This window comes from Chitinophaga nivalis (genome assembly GCF_025989125.1).
GTDB classification, from domain to species: Bacteria; Bacteroidota; Bacteroidia; order Chitinophagales; family Chitinophagaceae; genus Chitinophaga; species Chitinophaga nivalis.
Genome location: NZ_JAPDNR010000001.1, coordinates 8,078,383 through 8,100,785, shown reverse-complemented (window position 1 = coordinate 8,100,785; position 22,403 = coordinate 8,078,383). Strand labels below are relative to the sequence as shown.

Annotated in this window: 21 protein-coding genes and 1 tRNA gene; 13 read left to right on the top strand and 9 right to left on the bottom strand. The window is 45.8% G+C overall.

The genetic code is table 11. The features are described from left to right. Positions 1–6: 6 nt before the first annotated feature. Entirely contained in the window at positions 7–1,332 is a 1,326-nt protein-coding gene (locus OL444_RS29735; RefSeq protein ID WP_264727226.1) for a GntP family permease, read from the bottom strand. Positions 1,333–1,567: 235 nt separating this feature from the next. Here OL444_RS29735 and OL444_RS29730 point away from each other — a divergent pair, with 235 nt between their 5' ends. The 6 genes from OL444_RS29730 to OL444_RS29705 all read left to right on the top strand — a co-directional run bounded on the left by OL444_RS29730 (position 1,568) and on the right by OL444_RS29705 (position 8,930). Beyond that, positions 1,568–2,440 carry a polysaccharide lyase gene (locus OL444_RS29730; protein ID WP_264727228.1) on the top strand — a complete coding sequence of 291 codons (873 nt, stop codon included), beginning with the start codon at positions 1,568–1,570 and terminating at the stop codon, positions 2,438–2,440. 152 nt (positions 2,441–2,592) lie between these two features. Continuing rightward, positions 2,593–3,375, top strand: a complete 783-nt coding sequence (locus OL444_RS29725; RefSeq protein ID WP_264727230.1) for a TerC family protein — start codon at positions 2,593–2,595, stop codon at positions 3,373–3,375. Positions 3,376–3,510: 135 nt separating this feature from the next. Then, positions 3,511–3,903, top strand: a complete 393-nt coding sequence (locus OL444_RS29720; protein ID WP_264727232.1) for an acyl-CoA thioesterase — start codon at positions 3,511–3,513, stop codon at positions 3,901–3,903. Between the two features lie 167 nt (positions 3,904–4,070). Further along, complete coding sequence (locus OL444_RS29715; RefSeq protein WP_264727234.1) at positions 4,071–6,455, top strand: TonB-dependent receptor; 2,385 nt, start codon at positions 4,071–4,073, stop codon at positions 6,453–6,455. Positions 6,456–6,525: 70 nt separating this feature from the next. Continuing rightward, positions 6,526–7,710, top strand: coding sequence for a PepSY-associated TM helix domain-containing protein (locus tag OL444_RS29710; RefSeq protein WP_264727236.1), 1,185 nt, complete (start codon positions 6,526–6,528; stop codon positions 7,708–7,710). 17 nt (positions 7,711–7,727) lie between these two features. Then, entirely contained in the window at positions 7,728–8,930 is a 1,203-nt protein-coding gene (locus tag OL444_RS29705; protein WP_264727238.1) for an alpha/beta hydrolase-fold protein, read from the top strand. A gap of 87 nt (positions 8,931–9,017) precedes the next feature. Here OL444_RS29705 and OL444_RS29700 read toward each other — a convergent pair whose 3' ends face one another. Further along, complete coding sequence (locus OL444_RS29700) at positions 9,018–9,383, bottom strand: winged helix-turn-helix transcriptional regulator (protein WP_264727239.1); 366 nt, start codon at positions 9,381–9,383, stop codon at positions 9,018–9,020. A gap of 94 nt (positions 9,384–9,477) precedes the next feature. On the opposite strand from OL444_RS29700, the gene OL444_RS29695 reads away from it, so the two are divergent. The 7 genes from OL444_RS29695 (at position 9,478) to OL444_RS29665 (ending at position 17,679) form a co-directional block, all read left to right on the top strand. Then, positions 9,478–10,644 (top strand): MFS transporter, encoded by a 1,167-nt coding sequence (locus OL444_RS29695; RefSeq protein ID WP_264727240.1) that lies wholly within the window; start codon positions 9,478–9,480, stop codon positions 10,642–10,644. A 16-nt stretch (positions 10,645–10,660) separates the two neighbouring features. Next, positions 10,661–11,143: a hypothetical protein gene (locus OL444_RS29690; protein WP_264727242.1), complete on the top strand. Its 483-nt coding sequence runs from the start codon at positions 10,661–10,663 to the stop codon at positions 11,141–11,143. Positions 11,144–11,299: 156 nt separating this feature from the next. After that, positions 11,300–11,370 (top strand) — tRNA-Gln (locus tag OL444_RS29685). Between the two features lie 758 nt (positions 11,371–12,128). Then, the gene (locus OL444_RS29680; RefSeq protein WP_264727244.1) at positions 12,129–13,694 is read left to right on the top strand and encodes a VPA1262 family N-terminal domain-containing protein; all 1,566 of its coding nucleotides are present in this window, start codon (positions 12,129–12,131) and stop codon (positions 13,692–13,694) included. A 41-nt stretch (positions 13,695–13,735) separates the two neighbouring features. Then, positions 13,736–14,284 (top strand): hypothetical protein, encoded by a 549-nt coding sequence (locus OL444_RS29675; protein WP_264727246.1) that lies wholly within the window; start codon positions 13,736–13,738, stop codon positions 14,282–14,284. Beyond that, positions 14,284–16,272 carry a hypothetical protein gene (locus OL444_RS29670; RefSeq protein WP_264727247.1) on the top strand — a complete coding sequence of 663 codons (1,989 nt, stop codon included), beginning with the start codon at positions 14,284–14,286 and terminating at the stop codon, positions 16,270–16,272. Before OL444_RS29675 ends, OL444_RS29670 begins: the two co-directional genes overlap by 1 nt. Before the next feature lie 414 nt (positions 16,273–16,686). Continuing rightward, positions 16,687–17,679, top strand: coding sequence for a lipase family protein (locus tag OL444_RS29665; RefSeq protein WP_264727249.1), 993 nt, complete (start codon positions 16,687–16,689; stop codon positions 17,677–17,679). Between the two features lie 99 nt (positions 17,680–17,778). Here OL444_RS29665 and OL444_RS29660 read toward each other — a convergent pair whose 3' ends face one another. The 7 genes from OL444_RS29660 to OL444_RS29630 are packed head-to-tail and all read right to left on the bottom strand — an operon-like array spanning position 17,779 to position 22,400. Beyond that, complete coding sequence (locus tag OL444_RS29660) at positions 17,779–19,380, bottom strand: hypothetical protein (RefSeq protein WP_264727251.1); 1,602 nt, start codon at positions 19,378–19,380, stop codon at positions 17,779–17,781. A gap of 13 nt (positions 19,381–19,393) precedes the next feature. Continuing rightward, positions 19,394–20,245 carry a hypothetical protein gene (locus tag OL444_RS29655; protein WP_264727253.1) on the bottom strand — a complete coding sequence of 284 codons (852 nt, stop codon included), beginning with the start codon at positions 20,243–20,245 and terminating at the stop codon, positions 19,394–19,396. Beyond that, the gene (locus tag OL444_RS29650) at positions 20,242–20,727 is read right to left on the bottom strand and encodes a hypothetical protein (protein ID WP_264727256.1); all 486 of its coding nucleotides are present in this window, start codon (positions 20,725–20,727) and stop codon (positions 20,242–20,244) included. Before OL444_RS29650 ends, OL444_RS29655 begins: the two co-directional genes overlap by 4 nt. Then, positions 20,724–21,569, bottom strand: a complete 846-nt coding sequence (locus OL444_RS29645; protein ID WP_264727257.1) for a hypothetical protein — start codon at positions 21,567–21,569, stop codon at positions 20,724–20,726. The genes OL444_RS29650 and OL444_RS29645 overlap by 4 nt, the downstream gene beginning before the upstream one ends. A gap of 39 nt (positions 21,570–21,608) precedes the next feature. Continuing rightward, the gene (locus OL444_RS29640; protein ID WP_264727259.1) at positions 21,609–21,905 is read right to left on the bottom strand and encodes a hypothetical protein; all 297 of its coding nucleotides are present in this window, start codon (positions 21,903–21,905) and stop codon (positions 21,609–21,611) included. Then, positions 21,892–22,185 (bottom strand): hypothetical protein, encoded by a 294-nt coding sequence (locus tag OL444_RS29635; protein WP_264727261.1) that lies wholly within the window; start codon positions 22,183–22,185, stop codon positions 21,892–21,894. Before OL444_RS29635 ends, OL444_RS29640 begins: the two co-directional genes overlap by 14 nt. After that, positions 22,182–22,400, bottom strand: a complete 219-nt coding sequence (locus OL444_RS29630) for a hypothetical protein (RefSeq protein WP_264727263.1) — start codon at positions 22,398–22,400, stop codon at positions 22,182–22,184. Before OL444_RS29630 ends, OL444_RS29635 begins: the two co-directional genes overlap by 4 nt. Between the last annotated feature and the right edge of the window lie 3 nt (positions 22,401–22,403).

Sequence of the window (22,403 nt, the reverse complement as noted above, 5' to 3'; positions counted from 1 at the left end):
TATCTGCTACCGTAAGATCAAAGATAAAATATACACCACTGCCAGTGTGGTTAACCCCATCAGGAGCGTTGCCACGGAATATACTTTCAGCATAGCTTTCATTTCCACGCCGGAGAATTTGGCTACCACCCAGAAATACGCATCATTCGCATGCGAAATCATCATAGAGCCCCCACCCAGTGCCAGCATACAAAGTAGTCGTCCGGTCGGGTCATTCAGTCCCAGTGCCGGTAATAGTGGTTCTACAATGGCCGCCGCCGTGATGATGGCTACCGTGGAAGAACCCTGGGCTGTTTTCAGCAAAGCTGCCAGCAGAAAAGGAAAGAAGATGCCTGCCTGTCCCAGGTGAAAGGCGGTGCCCAGGTGCCGGCCCATACCGGTAGCGGCAAGTACCGCCCCAAATGCGCCGCCCGCGCCGATGATCACCAGTATACCGCCGGCTTTTTCTGCCGCTTCCTGCATCAGTGGACTGATAACCGCGGCAGTGCGGGCAGGAAGCTGCATAGCTGCCAGTAAGATACCGATAGATAAAGCAATCACCGGATCGCCCAATATGCCGGTAATGCGGGCAATGGGTGTTGCCTGTTTTTCCAGGCCGGTAAAGGCGCCAATACCAATGAGCAGAATCGGAATGGCTACCGGTAGAAATGCCAGCCATACCGGTATCCGGGGGATTGTTTCCATTTCGGGGGTGGTGACAGCCGGTATATCCGGCAATTTTTTACCTGCCCACGCAGCCCACCAGCAGCCAGCTATAGCGGCAGGAATAGCCACTGCGATACCTGTGAGCATCAGCAGGCCTGGTGATACCCGTATCATGCCGGCAGCAGCGGTAGCGCCGGGATGCGGTGGTATGAGGCAATGCACGGCGTATAAGCCCGCTGCCAGCGAAACCGACATCGTGACCATAGCCACCCGCGTACGCGCTGCTACCGATTTATTCAAACCACTGAGTACAATATAGCCGGAGTCGCAGAAGATGGGCAGGCCTACAATGAAACCGGTGATGCCCATGGCCAGGGCGGCATTTTTTTCTCCTGCCAGTCGTAGTATGAAGGCAGCCATCACGCGGGTACCGCCGGTATATTCCAGGATAACGCCCAACAGGGTGCCCAGCACAATAATAAATCCCAGGGATTTAAGGATGTTGCCGAATCCGTCTTTCATGGCGCTGATGATGGCAGGTACCGGCAGCTGTACGCCCCAGCCCACCAGGAAGCAGGCGAGGAACAGGGCGAAGAAGGCGGGTATCCGATACTTCGCTGTCAACAGGATGATGATACCGATGCCTGCTGCCAGTGACACCAGGAGTTGTAAAAATGCAGTGGTCATGGGGAACGGTTTCGTTCTACAATATAACTAACGGACAAGAATATATTTTCAACAACGTTTTTCCGGAGTGAATATTCTTAATTGGAAAAATCGTAAGTAATTACTAAATTTAATAACCATATGAAAAATACAATCGATTTAAATTAGATGAATTGAATGATTCAACCCATTCAGCCAAAGAAGCAACTGGTAACCCTTGTACGATCTCCACTTATTTCACGTTAAAAAAAACAAAATGAAACCCAGATCAAACATGTTGACAGTGATGGTTACAGCCACCCTATCACTGGTTGTAACCGCCTTCTCCTGCACTAAACCCAATGAGGCCTTCGCGCCATCATCTGACAACAACACCGCTGCTGCCAAAGATGTTAGTGCCGCCGCAGTCAACAGCACCTGGTCGGTGAATTGGGACAACCGCACTACCGGCACCTACAGCAGCGCCGATGCCAACACCGACTTCGGTAACATCTCCGGCTGGAATGCTTCCCGTGCCTACATTTCCAATGGCAGCTGCAGAATTACCCTGCTTAAAAATGCCCTGTCGGGCGCCGGAGGTCTGATCGGCAATATTGATGTAGCAGATGGGGAGGCCTATGAAATGGATTATGATATCCGCTTCCACAGCCAGTTCGACTGGAGTCGCGGCGGTAAGGTGGGATTTGGTTTCCTGGTAGGGGAAGGGAATACCGGCGGCGATCCCGGATGGGATGGCAACGGCGGCAGCTTACGCCTGATGTGGTACAGCAGCGGCCCCGGTCGGGTGTATTTCCAACCCTATGTTTATTATAAAGATCAGCCAGGCGATTTCGGGGATACCTTTGGCAAATCATATCCGGCTACCGGCAGCCTGAACAAAGGACAAACCTATCACGTACACCTCTATATCAAAAGCAATACCGGCAGCAATAAAAATGGTCATGTGCAAATCGTTATCGATGGTACTGTAGTACTGGACACGGATATCCGCTGGACAACCAACGACAGTCAGCGGCTGATCAAAAAAGTTGCTTTCCATACCTTCCGGGGCGGCAGCCAGACCTACTGGCAATCGGATACCGACGGTTATATCTACTATGATAACCTGACTGTGCATAAAATAAATTAGGCACAACGGCAGGTGGTATCGCACCTTTCGGGCAGCTATACGGGAAGATCTTCCTGTATAGCTGCCCGAAGCTGTTTAATTAAGGCTTTATTCTTTACTTTCGGGTTCATTTTCTGCAGGGAACTACACCGCTGCATCATAACAACCTATATATGGAACATCTTTTTACGGCAGATGCTTTGATAAGCCTCTTAACTTTAACCGTACTGGAAATAGTACTGGGAATCGACAACATTGTATTTATTTCCATTTTGTCCGGTAAACTACCGGCAGAAAAACAAAAAAAAGCCCGCCAGCTGGGCCTGGGACTGGCCATGTTTATCCGCGTGCTGTTGCTGTTATCCATCAGCTGGATCATGTCTCTTACACAACCTCTTTTTAACATAGGCAGCTGGATTGGTTTGCAGAACCCGGAATGGCTGGCTAAAACAGCTATTTCCGGCCGCGACCTGATTTTACTGATCGGTGGTTTATTTCTCATTTACAAGAGTACGGCAGAAATCCACGAAAAGCTGGAAGGCGGTGAACATGCTACCTCCGCGAAAAAAGTACATAGCTTCTGGCAGGTGATTATTCAGATCCTGTTGCTGGATATTGTATTTTCTCTCGATTCCGTTATTACGGCAGTAGGTATGGCGGATCATGTGGAAATCATGATTGCGGCTGTGGTAATCGCAGTGGGCGTCATGCTGATTGCATCTGAGTCGATCAGCAATTTCGTGAACAAACATCCGACTGTAAAAATGCTGGCGCTTTCTTTCCTGTTACTGATTGGCGTATCGCTGCTGGCAGAAAGCTTCGATCAGCATATTCCGAAAGGCTATATTTATTTTGCGATGGCCTTCTCCGTATTCATTGAGGTGCTGAATCTGAAAATGAGGGCCGGCGCCTCCAAGCCGGTAAAACTGCATCAGCGGGAGCTGGATGAAAAATAACGCAGCAACGTGTTAGCGAACAAAACGCATGGTTTACGGACTGATTGTCTTCACAAATGTCTGTTAAACCATGCGTTTTGCTTGTCTGGAAATGCGTAATTCTTAATAGTTTTGCGTCTTAATAAAAAAAATGTCATGAACTTTTATACGAGGAAATGGGTGAAGCCGGAGGACCTGAATGCACACGGGACTTTGTTTGGCGGTAGTTTGTTGCGGTGGATAGATGAAGAAGCTGCTATCTATACCATCATTCAGCTGGGTACCAATCGTTGTGTAACAAAATACATGTCGGAAATCAATTTTATCAATTCTGCCCGCCAGGGCGACATTGTGGAATTGGGTATCAAAGCCATTCATTTCGGTACTACTTCCCTGACGCTGGCCTGTGAAGTGAGAAATAAAATTACCCAGAAGAGTATCCTCACCATCGATAAAATTGTATTTGTGAGTGTGGATGAACATGGCAGACCGGTACCGCATGGTAAAACCACCATCACGTATACCGACGAACGATTAAGAGAAGAATAAATCTTTTACCATATTATTTCCTGATGCGTTGCTTTCCCGGCAACGCATTTTTTTTTCCTGATTGCGTAAATAGGATTCCCGATCCGCGTGGGGGTACTTTGATACTCTTCCTAGCTTTGCCCCGCATTTCCCTGTTTTATACCCTGGGCTTTATAGATATTGTATTTATGCGTAAACTATTACCTACCCTCCTTTGCTGCTGCTTTAGTTTCATTTATTGGATGGCTGCTGCCCAAACACCCGGCGGTACTGTAAAAGGAAAGATTACCACTTCCGATAACAAGCCGGCTGCTGCCGTTTCTGTTTTGTTGAGAACATTGAATAAAACAGCCTTATCGGATGATGATGGAAATTTCGTGATCCCGAAAGTGAAACCGGGTCAATATACCCTGGAAGTATCCTTAATGGGACATCATGCTACTGCAACTACCGTAGATGTGGAAGCCAATCGTACAACGGAAGTGACGATACAGCTGCAAACAGCGGCGCAGGGATTGAATGAAGTAGTAGTGACCTCCGCAGCTACCCGCTTTGCCAAAAAACAAAGTGAATACGTAGCCCGTATGCAGCTCTCCAACCTGGAAAATCCGCAGGTATATACTGTTATTCCGAAAGAATTATTTACTGAACAGATTGTGACAGACTTTAAAAGCGCGTTGCAAATGGCGCCCGGTGTAAGTAATGTTACACAGGGTGTAGGTTCCGGTGGTATCGGGCTTTCTATCCGGATGCGTGGCTTCAGCGGCGCCAATGCCGGCGGTGCTATCCGCAATGGTATGGCAACTAACTGGGTATCTATGTCTGATCCGGTAAACCTGGAATCCATTGAAGTGATCAAAGGACCATCCGGTACTTTGTTTGGTGGTGTTATGTTGTCTTATGGTGGTTTGGTGAACCGGGTTACTAAAAAACCTTTGGAAGATACCCGCCTGGAAATAGGTTATACCGGTGGCAGTTTTAACCTGCATCGGGTAAATGCAGATGTAAACCTGCCCCTCAACAAAAATAAAACGATCCTCTTCCGCCTTAATGCGGCAGCAGAAAAACAAAACAGCTTCCTCGACGAAGGCCGCTCCAATACACTGGCAGCTGCACCCGCCTTTACCTTCAAGCTGAATAAACGCCTCACGGTAGATGTGGATTTTGAACTGTTCCATACCAAACGCAATACCACCTATATTGGTAGTGTAGCCAACACCGTAAAAGCGAAAAGCTTTGATGAACTGAACTTCGATTTCAAACACGCCTATACCAATAATGATCTGCAAAGCCGCGCCAATATCTTCAACGCTTTTGCCAAAGTAACTTATCGCATCAATGACCAATGGACTTCTACCACCAGTTATTCCTATGCGAATACCGACAATAACGCCAATTACCTGTTCCTGCTGCTGGGTAAGGAAGATTCCATGACCCGCAGGATCATGCATATCCCCAGCTCCTTTGGCGTCAATCAGGTACAACAGAATTTCAACGGCGACTTCAAAATAGGTCGTATGCGGAACCGCCTGCTGGCAGGACTCGATTATACCCAGGTAACCTCTACGGATACACGTGCTACCGTGAATAATTACGATGTGGTAAAAGTAAATCAGCGTCCGGCAGACATCTCCATAGATAAATATGAACAAATGCTGGCTGCCATGAAACGCACGCCTTACGACAGAAACTATCAGACCTATAGTGCCTATATCTCTGATGTACTGAGTATTACCGATGCATTACTCGTAATGGCCAGCGCCAGAATAGACCATTATAACAGCAAAGGCGATGACTACAGCCAGACGGCTATCTCTCCTAAATTTGGAGTGGTATACCAGGTGGTGAAAGATAAAGTTTCCCTGTTTGGTAACTATACCAACGGTTTTACGAATGTGCCTCCAGGACTGGTATTTAACGCCGATCCGAAAGAAAAAACCACCTTTAAACCGGAACATGCCAACCAGCTGGAAGGTGGGGTGAAACTCGAATTGCTGAATGGTAAATTATCCGGTACCCTTAGTTACTACAACATTGAAGTGAAAAACAGGGTACGGAATGACCCGGAACATCCCAACTACTCTCTGCAGGATGGTACCCAACGCAGCAGCGGTTTTGAGGCCGATCTGATTGCGAATCCGTTCCGTGGTTTCCACGCTATTTTCGGTTATGGTTACAACAGCAGCAAATTTACCCAGGGCGATTCATCTGTGCTGGGACTGCGTCCTACTTCTGCCCCGCAACATACCGCCAACACCTGGATCAGCTACAAACTGATGGAGGGTAAGCTGAAAGGCCTGGGTATCGGTATCGGTGGTAATTATCAAAGTGAATCGTTCTTTATGAACAACCGTACCAAGAGAAAAGATGGTTCCTTCAATAAAGATCCGTTCACGTTTATGGTGCCATCCTTTGTTAAGCTGGATGCCACTATTTTCTACGAACGTCCTAAGTATCGTGTAGGCATTAAGGTGAATAACCTGACCAACAAGGAATACTGGACCAGTGATGCCTGGGCATTGAGAGAGAGTACCCGTCAGTTTGTATTCAACGTTTCCTACAAGATTTTCTAAAGGATCTTAACTTATTGATAACGCCCCGCAATCCACCAGGTGGTGGTTGCGGGGCCTACTTATTATCATCATGTTCGCAAAAAAGACCAACAATTCCGCTACACCAAAAAAGAAAGGCCCTTCCTTATTCAGCCGTATCAACAGCTGGCTGCATCTTTGGTTGGGGCTTAGCTCCGGCATTATCATCTTTGTGGTATGCCTCAGCGGTACCATCTTTGTTTTCTGTGATGATATCATCGACTGGCGGGCAGGTAAAGCCATCTCCGTACAGGAAGCCAAAGGGCCGCAAATGACGCCGGAGCAACTCATTGCAGCCTTCCGCAAGGCCAACCCCGACCGGAAACCATTTTATTTTGTCGCCTATAAAGACCGTACCAGCAGTTTCAAAATAGCTTCTGCAGATAAACAGCAACAATTCAAATTTACCTGGGTAAATCCGTATACCGGTGAAATGCTGGCAACAGATGGTGCGTATTACTTTTTTTATACGATAGCGCATATCCACAGCCAGTTGCTGTTACACGAGCCTGGCAACCTGATTGTGGAGATGGCCACCTTTATCTTTTTACTGGAACTGATTGGCGGACTGATTTTATGGTGGCCGAAGAAATGGAATAAATCAGGTAAAGAACAATGTTTCAAAATAAAATGGAAAGGTAAGTGGAGAAGGGTGAATTATGACCTGCACAATGTACTGGGTTTTTATAGCTTGTTACCAGCTCTGATGCTGACGGTTACCGGGCTTATCATTGTGAATAAAACCATGAACAAAACGCTGCATCAGGCATTGGGCGGACAATCAGGCGCCTATCAGGCAATGCGCAAATTTGCACCGGCCTATGATGCCAACAGTACTGTGATGCCATTGCAGACAATTTTGGACCGCCAGTTTGCACAGGATGGTGTGACCCAGGTAAGGCTCACCATTCCTCCGAAAGACAGCGTTACCACCTATTACGCTATTGCCGGCAGCCGGATCGGATTAAAAGGTTACGACGGTAAAATGACGCTGATGAATAAATATACCGGTGAAGCCATGGCGATACCGGTAGCTTTGCAAAAAGCGGAAAGAATTGAAAATATGAATATGAACCTGCACCTGGGATTCTGGTATGGCTGGACAGGTAAGATCATCACTTTCATGGTGGGACTGATCTGTACCTCCTTGCCGATTACCGGTTTCCTGATCTGGTGGGGAAGAAGAAAAAAAACAAAAAAGCCGGCACCTGTAAAAAGAACTGCCGCTATTGCCTGATGATATAATCCTATTTTATGCGTTCGATATTTGTTGTTTTATTATGCAGTATTTTCTGTTTGCCGCTGTTCGCACAGCAGGATACAGGAAAAAGCTTGCTGATTGGAAATAAACAGGTGTTACATTCCAACATCCTGAAAGAAGACAGACCTTATTGGGTATGGTTGCCGGAGTCTTATAACAGTAAAGACTATACGCCAGGAAAATATCCGGTGATGTACCTCCTGGATGGCGACATGAATTTTCACAGTGCTTCTGCCATTGTACAGTACCTGTCGAGAGGCATGTATGCCATGATACCGGAGATGATTATCATCGCCATTCCCAATACAGATCGTACCCGTGATCTTACGCCTACCCGTTTTATCACTACCCGTCCCGGTAAAAAAGGCATGTTGTATGAAACCAGTGGTGGCGGCGAACAGTTTGTTGCCTTCCTGGAAAGAGAGTTGATCCCGCATATCAATAAAAACTACCGGACCAGCGGCTATCAGCTATTAACCGGCCATTCTTTCGGTGGACTGTTTACCGTGAATGTTTGTCTCAAACATAATCATCTCTTTAATGCCTATATCGCACTGGACCCGAGTTTGTGGTGGGATAATGAGAAACTGAATAATGAAGCAGCCAGCCTTTTAAGTGCTGTTGCTTTCAAGGGTTCCCAGCTGTATGTAGCACTGGCCAATAAAGTATTGCTGCCACAGGACACCACTACAGATCATCCCCGTGCTATCCGCCGTTTTACAACCAGTATACTGCCGGCAGCGGCGGAAAGCGGCTTAAGATGGAACTGGCATTATTATGAGGAGGATGACCATGGCACGGTGGCCTTACCGGGCACCTATGACGGGTTGAAATTTATTTTTAAGGGATACCAGTCGCAGGTAAAACAGCTGGTAGATGCACCGGAGCTGTATACGCATCAATTTGAAAAACTATCACTGCAAAACGGTTTTACGTTTGTGCCATCCGAAGCACTGACAGATGGAATCGGACGTTATGCCCTGAGTCAGGAAAAACTCAACAGTGCTATTCAGCTGTTATCACTTAACGTACGTAATTATCCGATGAGTGCACATGCGCAGCAGATGCTGGCGCAGGCCTACGTACGTATCGGTAACAAAGATAAAGCCCTGGCGGCTTATCAGGCTGCCTTAACCCTGGCACCCAAGAATCAGCAGATCCGGAAAGAAATAGATGCTTTAGCTGCTAAGAAATAATTTATCACGCTACGATAAAAGTCCATTGTTTGCTACTCCATTGTTTGTTAGCCCATTGTTATCCTCAGGCACAGGTAATCCAGCCCGCTATCCCTCGTTATTCACGGTTTTATGTTTGCTCCCCCATTGGCTCAGCTGTTGCCAGATGGGCATCAGTTCTTTCCCGATAGCCGTCAGGCTGTAAGCAACACAGGGAGGTACCGTAGCATAGGCGGTACGGGTGATCAATCCGGCTTTCTCCATCTCTTTTAATTGTAGTACCAGCATTCGTTCTGAGATCTGAGGAATCAGTCTTTTCAGTTCGCTGAAACGTACCGCGGCTGTTTCCAGATTGCTCAGAATAACGAGTTTCCACCTGCCGCCGATCAGGTCGATGGCGTGTACCAGGTCGCAGTTGCCGGCCATCAGCTGTTTGTTCAGGCTGTTGGTCGATTGTTCTTTTCTTTTAGTCATTACACACTTTTTTGTTAGCGGCATACAATGGGCTGCACTGCAATTTACCAATAAAGTATCTATCTACTTTTACAGGCTTATATCAGTTAGTATCATGAATAAAATTGCATACATCGGTTGTCTGGGCCTGGTGAGTATTATTACGACGGAATTCGGCATCATTGGTATACTGCCGCAGGTAGCAGCCCACTACGGTATCAGTATAGACAGGGCGGGTATTTTATTGAGTGCTTTCGCATTGGTGATTGCCTTGACGGGACCCTTTATGACATTATTGGCTGCGCGTTTTGACCGCCGGAATGTGATGGCACTCAGTATCGGTATTTTTCTGCTTGCAGGTATGGTATCCCTGTTGTCTCCACCATTCTGGTTATTGCTGTTGGTAAGGGTATTGCCGGCATTTTTGCAGCCGGTATTTATTTCTACTGCCATAGCCGTTGCCGTTAGTAATGCCGGTAAAGGCGAAGCGCACCGGCTGATGGCGGTGGTGCTGGGTGGTATTAGTCTGGCAACGGTAACTACTTTGCCGGTAGCCACCTGGCTGGCGGGTGTATATGGCTGGCAGGCCTCCTTTGGGCTGCAGGCACTGATGAGCGGGATCGCATTGGTAGCTATATTATGGCTACTGCCGCCTATGCCGGTAACCGTCCGGAAGTCGTATGGGGCACAGCTGCGGGTGCTTACCCAGCCCAATTTCCTGCTGAGTGCCGTGATGAATTTTTTGATGATTGGCGCCTGGTTTTGCAGCTACAGCTATTTTGCCGACTACCTGGGAAAGGTAAAGCATATGGATACCGCCATGATCAGCAGCATGATGTTGTTGTTTGGTATTACAGGCGTATTGGGTAACCGGCTGGCCGGGAAAATGCTGGGGAAAAGTGTGGCCGGTACCACGGCTTTTTTTCTGGCGGGTACGTTGTTGCTCCCTGTAGGGCTGTATTATGCCGGCGATAATCAGCTGCTGACGATCTTCATGATTGGCCTATGGGGATTGTTTTATGCTCCCTGCTTCCTGACTGCTTCCGCCTACATTATTGCTGCTGCTCCGGAGGCATTGGAGTTTGCCAATAGCTTTTCTACCTCCTGTGGTAACCTGGGCGTTTCGGTAGGGACGGCAGTCAGTGGGATGGTCATTGCCTCATATGGGGTACAATATACCCCGTGGACGGGTATGGTGTTTGGCGGGGCAGCATTGCTGGTAATGTACTGGCGTAGCAGGTTACGGCCGGCGGCGGCTAAGGTGCCGTGCATGGCACAATGATTGTTGCGTTGCCGGTATGAAAAAAGTAACGATATCTACCTTCATCCGGGTGCTGGGACTGGGCATTGTGAGCGGTATGCGTGGTGCGATGGGCCCTGCTTTTGCCAGCTATTATGTGAATAAACATCCTTCCCGGGAACTGAATAAATCGCCATTGGGATTTATGAAAAAAGAGGCTACCGGTAAATTCCTGCAGACCATGGCGGCGGGTGAACTGGTGATCGATAAGGCGCCGTCTACAGGTGACCGTACTACAGTAACCGGTCTGACAGGGCGGGCGCTTTCCGGCGGCCTGGTAGGAGCTACCTTGTACCAGGCGAAAGGAGACAAGGCATGGCAGGGCGCACTGATTGGCGCTGCAGCAGCGGTGGCCGGCGCCTATGCCTTCTTTTACCTGCGGCAATATGCCGGTAAAAAACTAAAGGTAAGGGATGCTGCTGTAGGTGGTGTGGAAGATGCTATCGCAGTGGGTATTGCCGCCGGTGCTGTCATGAAATAGGAGGTCGGTATGATCGGATAGGTGGTCATTATATCGTGACTATTGCCGGTTCCGGCAGGGTAACGTGTACGTGTATACGCGATTATTTTTTTTGATATTTTTCTCCCACACTTGTTTTTTATGGAAAAAGTATTACATTTGCGTCCCGTTTAACGGTGCCCAATAGTATAAAGGTAGTACGACAGATTTTGGTTCTGTTTGTCTTGGTTCGAATCCAGGTTGGGCAACAAAACGTGATACAATTTTATAGTTAAATTGTATCACGTTTTTTCTTTTTTAGACGACTGACTATCATATACTCATACACGCATTCAATACTCTCCTTTAATTTTTTACGGTACTATTTTATAATAATATTCTTGTTATAATAATCAAAAAAATATATCTGATTATCGGATAAATAACATATTGTTCACTTCTCATGTTTCTTGAAAATTTGTAATCCAGGGAGCTTCGAGTAAACTATATTAGAACCCTTGCTTCCTACTAAGCATTCTTGTGATATTTTAGCCAAGTCGTACAAACATTGAAGAACGTTCTTAAAAGTCTCGAAATCGGTTGTGTTTTTCTTCTTATACTTGATTAGTCTAATCTTCGCAAACACACATTGAATTATCGAAATTGGGGTTGAAATTTTGGAGTTTAGATTTACACAATGTTTTTTCCTGGACTGAGGAAAAACGAGTTTCCTGATCAGGTATACCATTAACAATTTTATGTTACTCCCCAAGATTTAAGAGGTGAATAACGTGTTATTAATATATATACCGATCAGTATTTCCTGTCGATAACTCTGAGGAATATGAAGATCATGTGTAGCTGTCAAACCAGTCAAGGGCGGCTTCATATTTTACTGTAACTGGCACAATGGGTTCTGAAAGGGAAGTTGAATGGTCCCAAACAAAGTATGTAGATCCTGGAAAATTCATTTCAGAAAAAGGAAATATGGGGTTATTTTTATTTATATCTAACAGGCTTCTTATTTATGGATTTGCTCGAAGAAATAATGCCGTTTTACACAAAGGCAATGAGAACAGCGATCGTTGCAGAAGATGTAGTGACAAAGAAGTGGTACCATGTCTTTTCTGTAATTGAACTTTTGCCGGAGGAATTTCTACCTTATAAAATTCCAGACCAGACTTGGTATAAATATAGAACTATTAGACCGAAATTGGAAGGGAAATGGGATATCTACAAGCTTAACCTGGTGGTGGAAGAAATGGCTGATGTTGGTAAAGCCATCGAGTATTTTAAGAACCCTTTACAGCAAGGTAAAGCGGTAGATATTACCGATCATTTTATAAACGGGAAGTTCTCGATGGAGCCTGCGGGAGCCTCCCCTTTAGTTTTGCCCTCCAATATTTATACTACCGAGGGGGTCGGCGCAATCTTGCCCAAAAGAGATTCTGGCCTTTTAGTATGGACGCAAATTGATACAGATAGGGTGGTGCAGCAGAAGTTTCAACAAACAACCGGCAAGGAAAAGGAAATAATTAGTAAACTTACCTCTGAGTGGCTGGGTTTTGATCTCTTTACCTTTCCTGAGCATATAGGCAATATGTATCTATCGTTGCCTAATCCCTACTTTAGAAAACTGAATTTTACACATCAATCTAACCCGGAAGGTATCATCTACAATTTATTGCTGCGGCAAGGAATCAAGAACGAGCTGCTCTCTATCCATATTACTGATTGGCATGGCGATGAAATTGCTTTTGATGGGACCTTCGATATCAACGAGAAAATTGGCTTTTTGAATTTGCCGCATAAACCGGGAATGATCGAAACAAGGGTCTATAATAAAAGTAAACATTTGATTGCTATGCTGCCAAAGGCGGCTTTCATACATCGTATCAACTTCGGCGTATCGATTGGGCACTCTAAACTTAAAATCAACAGAGAGGGAGAAAACCCGGTTATCATTCAAAAATATTCAACTGAACAAACCGTGAAGGTGGGAGATGCTGAGCAACTGAACGAAACTTACTATTTTAAAACAGGAGAAAAAAGCAGGCAGTTTCAGAGGCATCAGAGAAGGAATGAATTTCATTTTTTTGCTGCTGGCCAAACTGAGGTAGATAAAGTTGAAACCAAGACGAAAGCACGAAAGATCGTTAAGGAAATTATCAACCAAGCAAAGGATAGTTGCTACTTGGTGGATCCCTATTTCATGGTAAATGATTTGATTGAATACGCCTATCAAATAAAAAATATATCGGTCACCTTGCGGATCCTTAATTGTAAAGGCAAAGACTTTGTTAATAAGGAGGAAGCTCAGAAATTATATGACGCCATAGAGGAGTATAACAAAAAGCCTTATCAAAAAATAGAATGTAAAATGCTTATGGGATCTACCCTACATGATCGTTTTATTATTACCGATACCAATGCTTATTTTCTGGGAACCTCTTTCGCTGAAATCGGCAAACGAGCCGGCTGTATTGGGAAAATTCCAAATTCGAGTGATCTGCAGGTTGTAGATCAGGTAGAAAAGTGGTTTTGGAAGGAAAGCGTGACTTTAATGGAGTATATTAATAGCAAGGAATTATGAGCCGGCCAATATTTCCGACTAACCCTAATAATACGACACGAATGCATGATGATGGTCAGCCTGTTTATTGGTTCTACCATAAGGAGTCATTTCCTGTCGATCCACCTTTGCTATATCAACAACTTATTGCAGGTGCAAAATCCTTCATTGAAATTTGGAATCCTTATTTTAACGTGCCGTCAGGAACTCCAGGCGATGCAATAATCTTTACCTCTGTACAACTGCAAGTTACCATTAAGTTATTAACACAGAAGGGCATGACAAGAGGAAATCCATATTTACAGGCAGTAGAAAATGCCATGCAGATAGTGATTCCTGCCAGTCGGCAAGTTCGCTTTGGTCTTCGCGTAGTTAATAAATCAAATACAACTATGGAAAATTGGTGGTTCCATGATCGAATGCTAATAATTGATAAAACCAATTTTTATTTAGTAGAGGCTCCTATTGGTCATCATATTTCCGTCCAAGGTTCAACAGGTATTTATTCTGTCAAAGACCATGCAACGCAGTCTTTTATGCGACAATTATTTGATATTTACTGGTTACAAGCAAGCAATTGCGAGATAGCAGTAAAAAACCTATACTTGTAATGATAACAAAGAGTGAATATCTAACCATACATATTGATACCTTGCTGGTGCGGGAGCGTCAGGATCGTTTTATAACTTTTTTGAACGGTGCCGGGTTGCCTGCAATACTTAAGCCATCAATGATAAAGTTTGCTCAGATTGCACTGGCCTCATTGGATAATAGGACAGTTGATCAAAGTCTGACAACCGATTACTTTGATCTAGATCCTGCGGTAGGAGCAGAATTGGATCGGATCATTTCGCTTGACTCCGTATATGTTGGCATTTTTGAAGATAAATCTGCCTCTGCAATATTAAATGAAGTTTGGGCACGGCTGTTTAAAGTGGCCCTGAAAATGGATTATGATAGGTTTTACATTTCAGAAGCAGACAAATGGATGCAGGCCTGGTTGGAAGAGCAATGGGCCAATGCCATAGCGGAAATAAGTAGACCACTTGATTGCAAGCAAGTACTTACAATTATTAAAAACACCGAGTTACTCTATAATTTCATAAGGTTCTTTATTACTCTTCTGCCAAATAAATGGCTAGAGAGTGACTGGTTGGCTTGGACGAGAGGAGAGGAAAGGCCCGAAAAAATGATGGTACATTTGCAACATGAAGACTATATTTTTGAGCAATACTGCCGGCCGGAAACTAGTGTAACGGAACCAATGGAATGGGCGTTGCTCAAACGTATGCAGGTGATTAGTCAGCATCTGACATTTTCAGAAGAGTTCTCCTTGAAAGGATACGTGCTGCGAGAAAGAAATGTTGCGATGTGGATCCAGTATTGGGATAACCTTCGCCACCCAATACTGCAGGCAGCCGCTTTGAATGCTATCAAAACCGACGAAAAGATAAGGGATATACTTTCCGCTTTGATTAGTGGAAAAAAAGATCTTAAGACCCCGCCATCGGAGCTTGCCCTTTTGCTGCTTGATAAATTTTTTCATCTATTGAGATATTCGTGGCAGATGTTAACCCAGTATGAGCAAGACAGCTCCGGGTCTGCTTCCGAAATTTTCAAGGAAAAAAACGAGCTTATGCAAAGTAGGAGGTTGGCATTGCAAGAATGGAAGGTATATAAGCCTGTATTGGGTAGGGAAATAGTTACATTGATTAAAGAAGTAGCCTCGCCGATTTATATTGCTGATTGGTTATTTGAACAGCGGCCCGAGTCCAACGGGCATCCCGCATATGCGGCTCATTGCAATATAGAACTTGAATTTTTTAGGACATTGCTCAAGCCTCTGATTGCTAGTATCCCAGTGACAGACCAAATTGAGCTGTTAGAAAAGAAATTTAGTTTTTACAGGGTAAAATTTATTACAGGGTTGCTGGATGGTATAAATGATACAGATGAAAATAAGAAGCGACTGTTGGAGATTCTAAAGCAGCACCTTAAAGCCGATAAGTACATTTGGCTTGGCGTATTTGACGAAAGGGCAACAGAAAATCTCAATATAACTGCAAATGTAATTGTACTATTGTCGGATCCGCGAAAACAGTATCAGTCGTTACTAGATGAGTATTGTACCAATTTTGAAGGATGGAATGTGCAGACAGAGAACTTTGGCTCAGCGGCGGCTAGAGAGTCTTTCCTGTATGCTGCTACCATTCCCTATTTTGAGCGAGGCATTGGAGAGACCTCTGTTGACGAGGATATTTTGTTTTTCAAAGAGGTATTAGATAAAATTATCAGACAAAATAGGTTTTCGGGCAACATAAAATATTATACACCGGTAATTGCAAGGATGGCTTATACGGCCGAAATACTGGGTGTGCAGGAAGTATATGATGCGGTGGTTATTACGAAAGTGGACTCTTTGTTTGAAGTATTGGAAATGCTACAGGAGCGTACCGGCAGTATTAGTGAGGGTAATAAGGATTTGCTGAAAGAACGCGTTGATAGGGAAATGGTATTTGAAAGGCTTAAACTTAGGGAGGCCAACCCCGCGCATACCCTTAAGCGTATGGACGAGATATTGGAAACTCTTCGGTTATAAGGTCAGTTTGATCAACAATGTATGGATCGTACTGCTTGTGTCTCGACATTGGATTATAATTTTTGCTTTTCACCTAAGTTGTTAAGTGGTATATACTTACGGTTACTAATCTTCGTAAACCCGTTAGAAGAAGGTTCGAATCCAGGTTGGGCAACAAAAAAAAGAGAAGATCTGCACAGATCTTCTCTTTTTTTATGTCCTTATTTTTCTTGCTACCAGCAGGTTGCTACTTTTAAATCCCGCTCCGGCGAAAATATTCTTGCATTTTTTCTCTATATTAGAATCAGGATTTATTCCCCCGCCTGTTAACAGATTAACACAACAACTGATCGTTGGATACAGCACCATCTCCTCCCCGTTAAAAATATTGCACCCTCATTCATATCGATTCATTAATAACCTTAAATAAAGAGCATGAATCCGACAACACAGGAGGCCATTTCCCTCTATCCTCCATTAACATTGGCATTGGCTACCGCTTCTGTAGCCGCTTATGACGATTTTGAAGGTAAGACCGTTATTCCTCCACCTGATTATAAGATCTATGCCCGCTTTACGGGCTGGAACGAATGGTTTGGGGAGTGGGGACAGGAAGAACGTTTTGGGCTGATCTTCAAGTACCATGGTCCCAACCCATTGTTGAAGCGATACATTGTCGCTTTCCGCGGTACCAAATCGTATTCCGATTTGTTTGATGATCTGTTCTGGAGTTTTGTGCCGTTTCAGCCTTATCACAACAGCGTTTCGCCGGTACCGAATGTTAGCAGTGGTTTCTATGGTATTTATTCAGGAATAGGTGGTACGATGCAGCACTCTATGCAGCAGCAGGTATTCAGTTTATTACCGGAAGATCCGGGCGAGGTGTATATTACCGGACATAGTCTTGGTGGCGCTTTATCCCAGTTGTTTACGCTGGATGCACGTGTCAGCCGGCCGGCGTTGCCGGTTAAAACCATCAATTTTGCCAGTGCCCGGGTGGGGGATAGTAACTGGGCAGCAGCCTGTCAGGCTGCCGGAGCTACGGCCAGGATTATACGGGTGGTGAATTACTGGGACATTGTACCGGATTATCCGTTTAAGATTTCCGGGTATGAATCCATCGGTACCCAGTTTGATGTGGCTTTCAGCCGGAGTTCTTTATTTCCCAGCTGGTTATCTGATCATAGTTTATTGAATTACCGGATTGTATTGCGCCATTGTTTATACCTGCATCCGCAGGTGTGGGTGGGGAAATTCACCGATGCGATCAACTCCTGGTTTGAGATGTACAGTACAGATATTCCGGCGATCTCCCATGAAGAGTGGGTAGCAGCTGTACAGGCCATTACGCAGCATAAAGAAACAATCCTGCGAAGTGCCAGACAGGAGAGTGGTATTGTGCCCGGCGAAAATTTCTGGGGAATATAAATAACTACGTACTACCTTTTCCGTTAGATATATATTTTCCCTCATCTTCCTGTATTTTTTTATTACAGGAAGATGAGGGGAAAATGGTAACAGCTATTTTTATTTAGCGGTCCATCCGGTGTTGTCAAAGCCGGATTCCTTCACATATAAAGTAGTGCCGGGGCCTCCGTCATTACGGGTATAGAGGCTGCCCACCGGCGCTGTCACCCTGCCTTCTGGACTACCTACACCTGCGAAGATGGTAGATCCACCCAATTGCAGCGTGCCGGCTATTTTGGCATCGCCGGCAACATCCAGTTGCACGGTAGGCGTATTGGTACCAATGCCCACCCGGTTGGTATTAGCTTGTACGAAAATGGCTACATTCTCATCGGTTAAATAATCATGCGCAGAAATCAGGATATCCTTCGTTGTACCGCTACCATTTTTACTGGACCCCATCAGAATACCGGTAACATATGTCCAGCGTCCGGCGGCAGCGGTATTGCCAAATAAACCATATCCGGAATTGGTGACATCATTTTTATCGTAGAAATCAAATACGCAGGAGAAGTTAGGTTCTGCGGCTCTTGTAGGCAACAATCTTAAGCAGGTATTTTGTATGGTAGATTCACATACAATACTGCGGGATACCGTTAGTCCGCCGTTTACGTTGATAGGTCCGGTAGTATTAGCATCCCTGGCAGTAACAGTTCTCAGGGTTTCCCTTGGTAGCTGCGAATCCGGAATCCGGCCATCTGGTCCCAGTGAGGCTACGCCATTGGGAGTACCCAGCTGGGATTGTGAAATTGCATCCGTAATACCGTAGGCTGCCAGTGTGGTACCTTTGTCGGCTTTGTGCTGCAGTGCTGTTGTTAGTTTGGCGGGTGTAACGGCCTGGTTGTCATCGGTGCCATCTGCCACTTCCTGATAGGTGGCGATCCTGACATAACCGGCCGTTGTTTCGGTTGCCCGGCCAATGTTGCCCTGTACGATATAGAAATCGTTTCCTGCGACTGATTGGTCGCCACCGGTACTGGTGTTACGGCAAATAATTTCATCGAAAGGATCTACTTCTATACCATTGACGCCGCCGATCTTACCCGCCAGCGTTACTTCCCAGCGGTCGCCCAGATTGGAAGCCGGATAGTTGGGGTTTGCGGCACAATCAATACCGCCCCGGTTATGCCCTACAGCGCTGAACAGGTCATCGAACTGCCCTTTCGTTAGCGGTTCTTTACGGTCCTGTGCATCCGGCAGATTCAGGATATGTGCCCCGGCCATATCCAGGTCGCCGTTGTTGTTAAAAGTAACGGCATTGTATAGTTGTTTTTGCAGCTTCGCCAATGCCTGCAGGATGGTATCTGCTGCATTGATATTTTCTGCAGTAGCAGGAATGTTGAGGCCTTCCAGCAGTTTACCGGTTACGGCTTCATTTTTTACATGCAGGGTATTGTAGTAACCAGCTACTTCCCCATCAAATACGGTGTCGTTGCGGAGCGCATTTTTCACCAGCCCTGTGAACATCTCAAACAGGGTGGTATAGGTGGCGTAATCTGCTTTTTGGTTGAGGGTATCCCGCAGGCCCTGTACATTATCGATGGCTACTTTGTCTTCTGTTTTGTGCAGGTAGCTGTCCATCCAATCCCAGAACTGTTCCTGGGTGGGGTAATCACCGGTTTTAAACCAGTTTTTCAGGAGATTTTTTTGTTGTATTGCCATGTGTTGAATGCGTTTAGAGTTTCATGATCCAGATAGTAACGATGTAGGACGGGCGGTTGTCGAATGGTAATCCACGGCCTGTCTGACCGCTGCGGTCCAGCGATGGTTCGTTGCTGCCGCGGGAAACAGCGTTACCTCCTCTGACGCCCAGACCATTTCCTTTTTTCAGTTCGGAAGGCATGGCGTGATCGTGTGGTGGCAGGTGATCTACCGACAGGTAAACATTATCCTGGCCGCCGGTAAGTCCTGGGAATGCATAGTCACTGTTAAAGGGCGTATAGCCTACCGGGAATTTTCCACCGCGGTTGCGGGTACCGTTGTTACCATTACAGATAGCCCATCCGGTACGTTCTCCCCGGCCAAGTCCGGTGCCGTCGAAATTAGCAGCGAGGTAAGCAGGAGATACATCCAGTTCTATCACATCACCTTTTTTCCAGATCGCGTTGATCTCCTTTGATAAGGTGGCTTTCAGGAGTTTCAATTGCTGGTCAAATTCCCGCAGACTGTTTATTCTGACAAGATCAGCGAAGTTGAATCCGCCGGCAGCAAATCGTGCCTGCCTGGTGATATATACTTCTCTCGTGGTATCATCGCCGAACAAAGCGTTTTCTTTTTTTTCTTCCACAATAAAAGTACTCATGCCAACAGGTCCGCCGATGAATGGCAGCAGTTCATTCTCCCAGATAATCCAACCATTGCTGATGATACCGGCGCTTTCTGTAAGGCCGGATATAATCACACCATTGCCAGCCATGGCAGTCAGGGAGTGAATGGTATCCTGGCTGTTTTGTTGCAGGTAGTCGAGGGTATATTGTGTGACGGGAAATCCGCCCAGGTTTGAAAAATCTATTCTGCGATGACTCATACTGTTTGAATTTTATAGGTTTTGCCGGCGAGTTTGTAGTTGTCCAGCAATGCCCGCATTTCGTTTTCATTAAATTCCAGGTGTTGGGGTACGGTTACATAGAAGTCAACCGTTTGTTGGCCTATTTCGTCTTTGGTAAAAAGATGAACCGGCTTATGTTCACCTGGCTGATAAAGGAATTGAGGTTTGTCTTCCGCTATCTGGTAGATATACCAGGGTTCGTAGCTGAAAGCGTCGGTGATCCGTATCCGCCGGTTGCTGATGTCGTAACGTTCGTTCAGTAATTTCTCCAGGTATACTACCTGGGGCGTAATTTTCAACCGGTAGATGTTGGCATTGCGGTTACGCCTGAATTGCTGGAAGAGATAGGAAACGGGCGTCGTCAGCGCCTGCAGCCAGGCTACCTGCCTGGGTTGCCGCAGGCGGGGCGGTAATAATAACCGCACGAGTTTCGGATAATTGATCTCAAATATTTTACTCATTTTATTACACTTTGCGGTAGGTAAAAGATCTGCAGATCGTCTTCATCGATGATTCTCAGGTAACCTGCATCGGGATTATACTTCACATCAAAAGGTGTATAGGGTAAATCACCGTAGCGTGCCTGTGCCTGTGTGATATGCGGAATCACCACACCGTCTACCTGTTGCAGGGCATCTATCAGATAGGCCAGTACCAACGTACCATTGAAGGGTTGGTTTTTCAGGTATTCCTTTACCTGTGTGCGTACCGGTTGTTCTCTGGAGGTGCCATCCAGCCGGTAACCGTTGGCATTCAGCACCAGCGGATTGAAATAAACATGCAGGGTTAATTTCAGGCTGTCGGGTTCCTTGCTTTCTATGTGCAAAGGATTCACACCGGCGTCTTTGATCCTGGACATGTATTCGCGGAAAGCTGCCAGCTGTACGGGTAACAGGGCATTAAGGTCGCCGTTGACCACCCTGGCTACTTTCAGCCGCAAGCCTTTACTTTGTTCCGTTACGGCGCTGTAGGCGATGATTTTTCGTTCCTGTACCTGTTCGGTAGTAAGGCCGGTATTATCGTAGTAGTCTTCATCTTTCAGCAGTTCGGAACCATACTGAAATTCCTTTGCTTTATTGGCATACCAGCGTAAACTGTGCGGTGCTTTTTCGTTGATCAGGGTATTGATTTCTACTTTGTGCTGATCAAAAAGATTTTCCAGCGCCCAGGTACTTACCGCAACGATGTAGGTCCACATACGCCACACCGCTGTTTTGCTGGTGCTGTTGAGCGGCGCCAGTGTGTGGGAAGCTTTCACCTGCCGGATAATGTCTTCCTGTATTTCATTTATTGTTCTTGCCATAATACTCGTTATGCTTTTACAAACCTGTGATGTATGTTGTCAGCTCACGCGACAATCTATCTGTATGCCCATGTAGCCAATGCCTCCTTTCATGGCCGCTTCATCTGCAGCCGTGAAACCGTTGGCAGGAATCACAGCGGCATCCCGTAGTTGCTGGAATATCCGTTTGTCGATGACGGCTATATCCGGTACCAGCAGGGTATTTCCGGCTACGAGATCATCTGTGATGCTGCAGTTGTTGACGACTGCAAAATCAAACAGTGCCTGCATACTTCCTTTTCCTTGCAGGGCCAGATCACCGAGGCATTGATGGGGCTTTACCTTAACTGTTTCCATAATTTGCATCTATGTTTAACTGACCATTGCCGGTAATATCAATTTTTACGACCTCCATGCCGTCTGCCAGGAACTGTCTTCTGATTTCATATAACAGTTCCGTGGTGTTGTTATCCTGGAGATATCCGTAGGCATCAATACCCGTAGCCGGAAATTCTTTGATGGTGCCTTTGTTATTGATCAGCAACAGTTCCTGTTGTTGTAGTTCACTGCTGCCGGTTACCAGATCACCGGCGGCTATATCCAGGTCGGTTTCTTTGTTTAATAAAATATCTTTCATGATAGATTCCCGTTAAACACGCCGGTTACGGCGCCGTTAGGCGCCAGTAAACCGGTGGTGTAGTTAATGGTGGCTGTTTTTACGTAAGTATCCACAGCTTCTGCCAGTTTGGTACAGAATATGTCGAGGCCTTGTTCTTCGTCTACATCAGCCGCTTTCATATCTTTAAATGCATTTTTGATCTGCTGTTTCAAACTATTTTTATCCAGGGCCATACA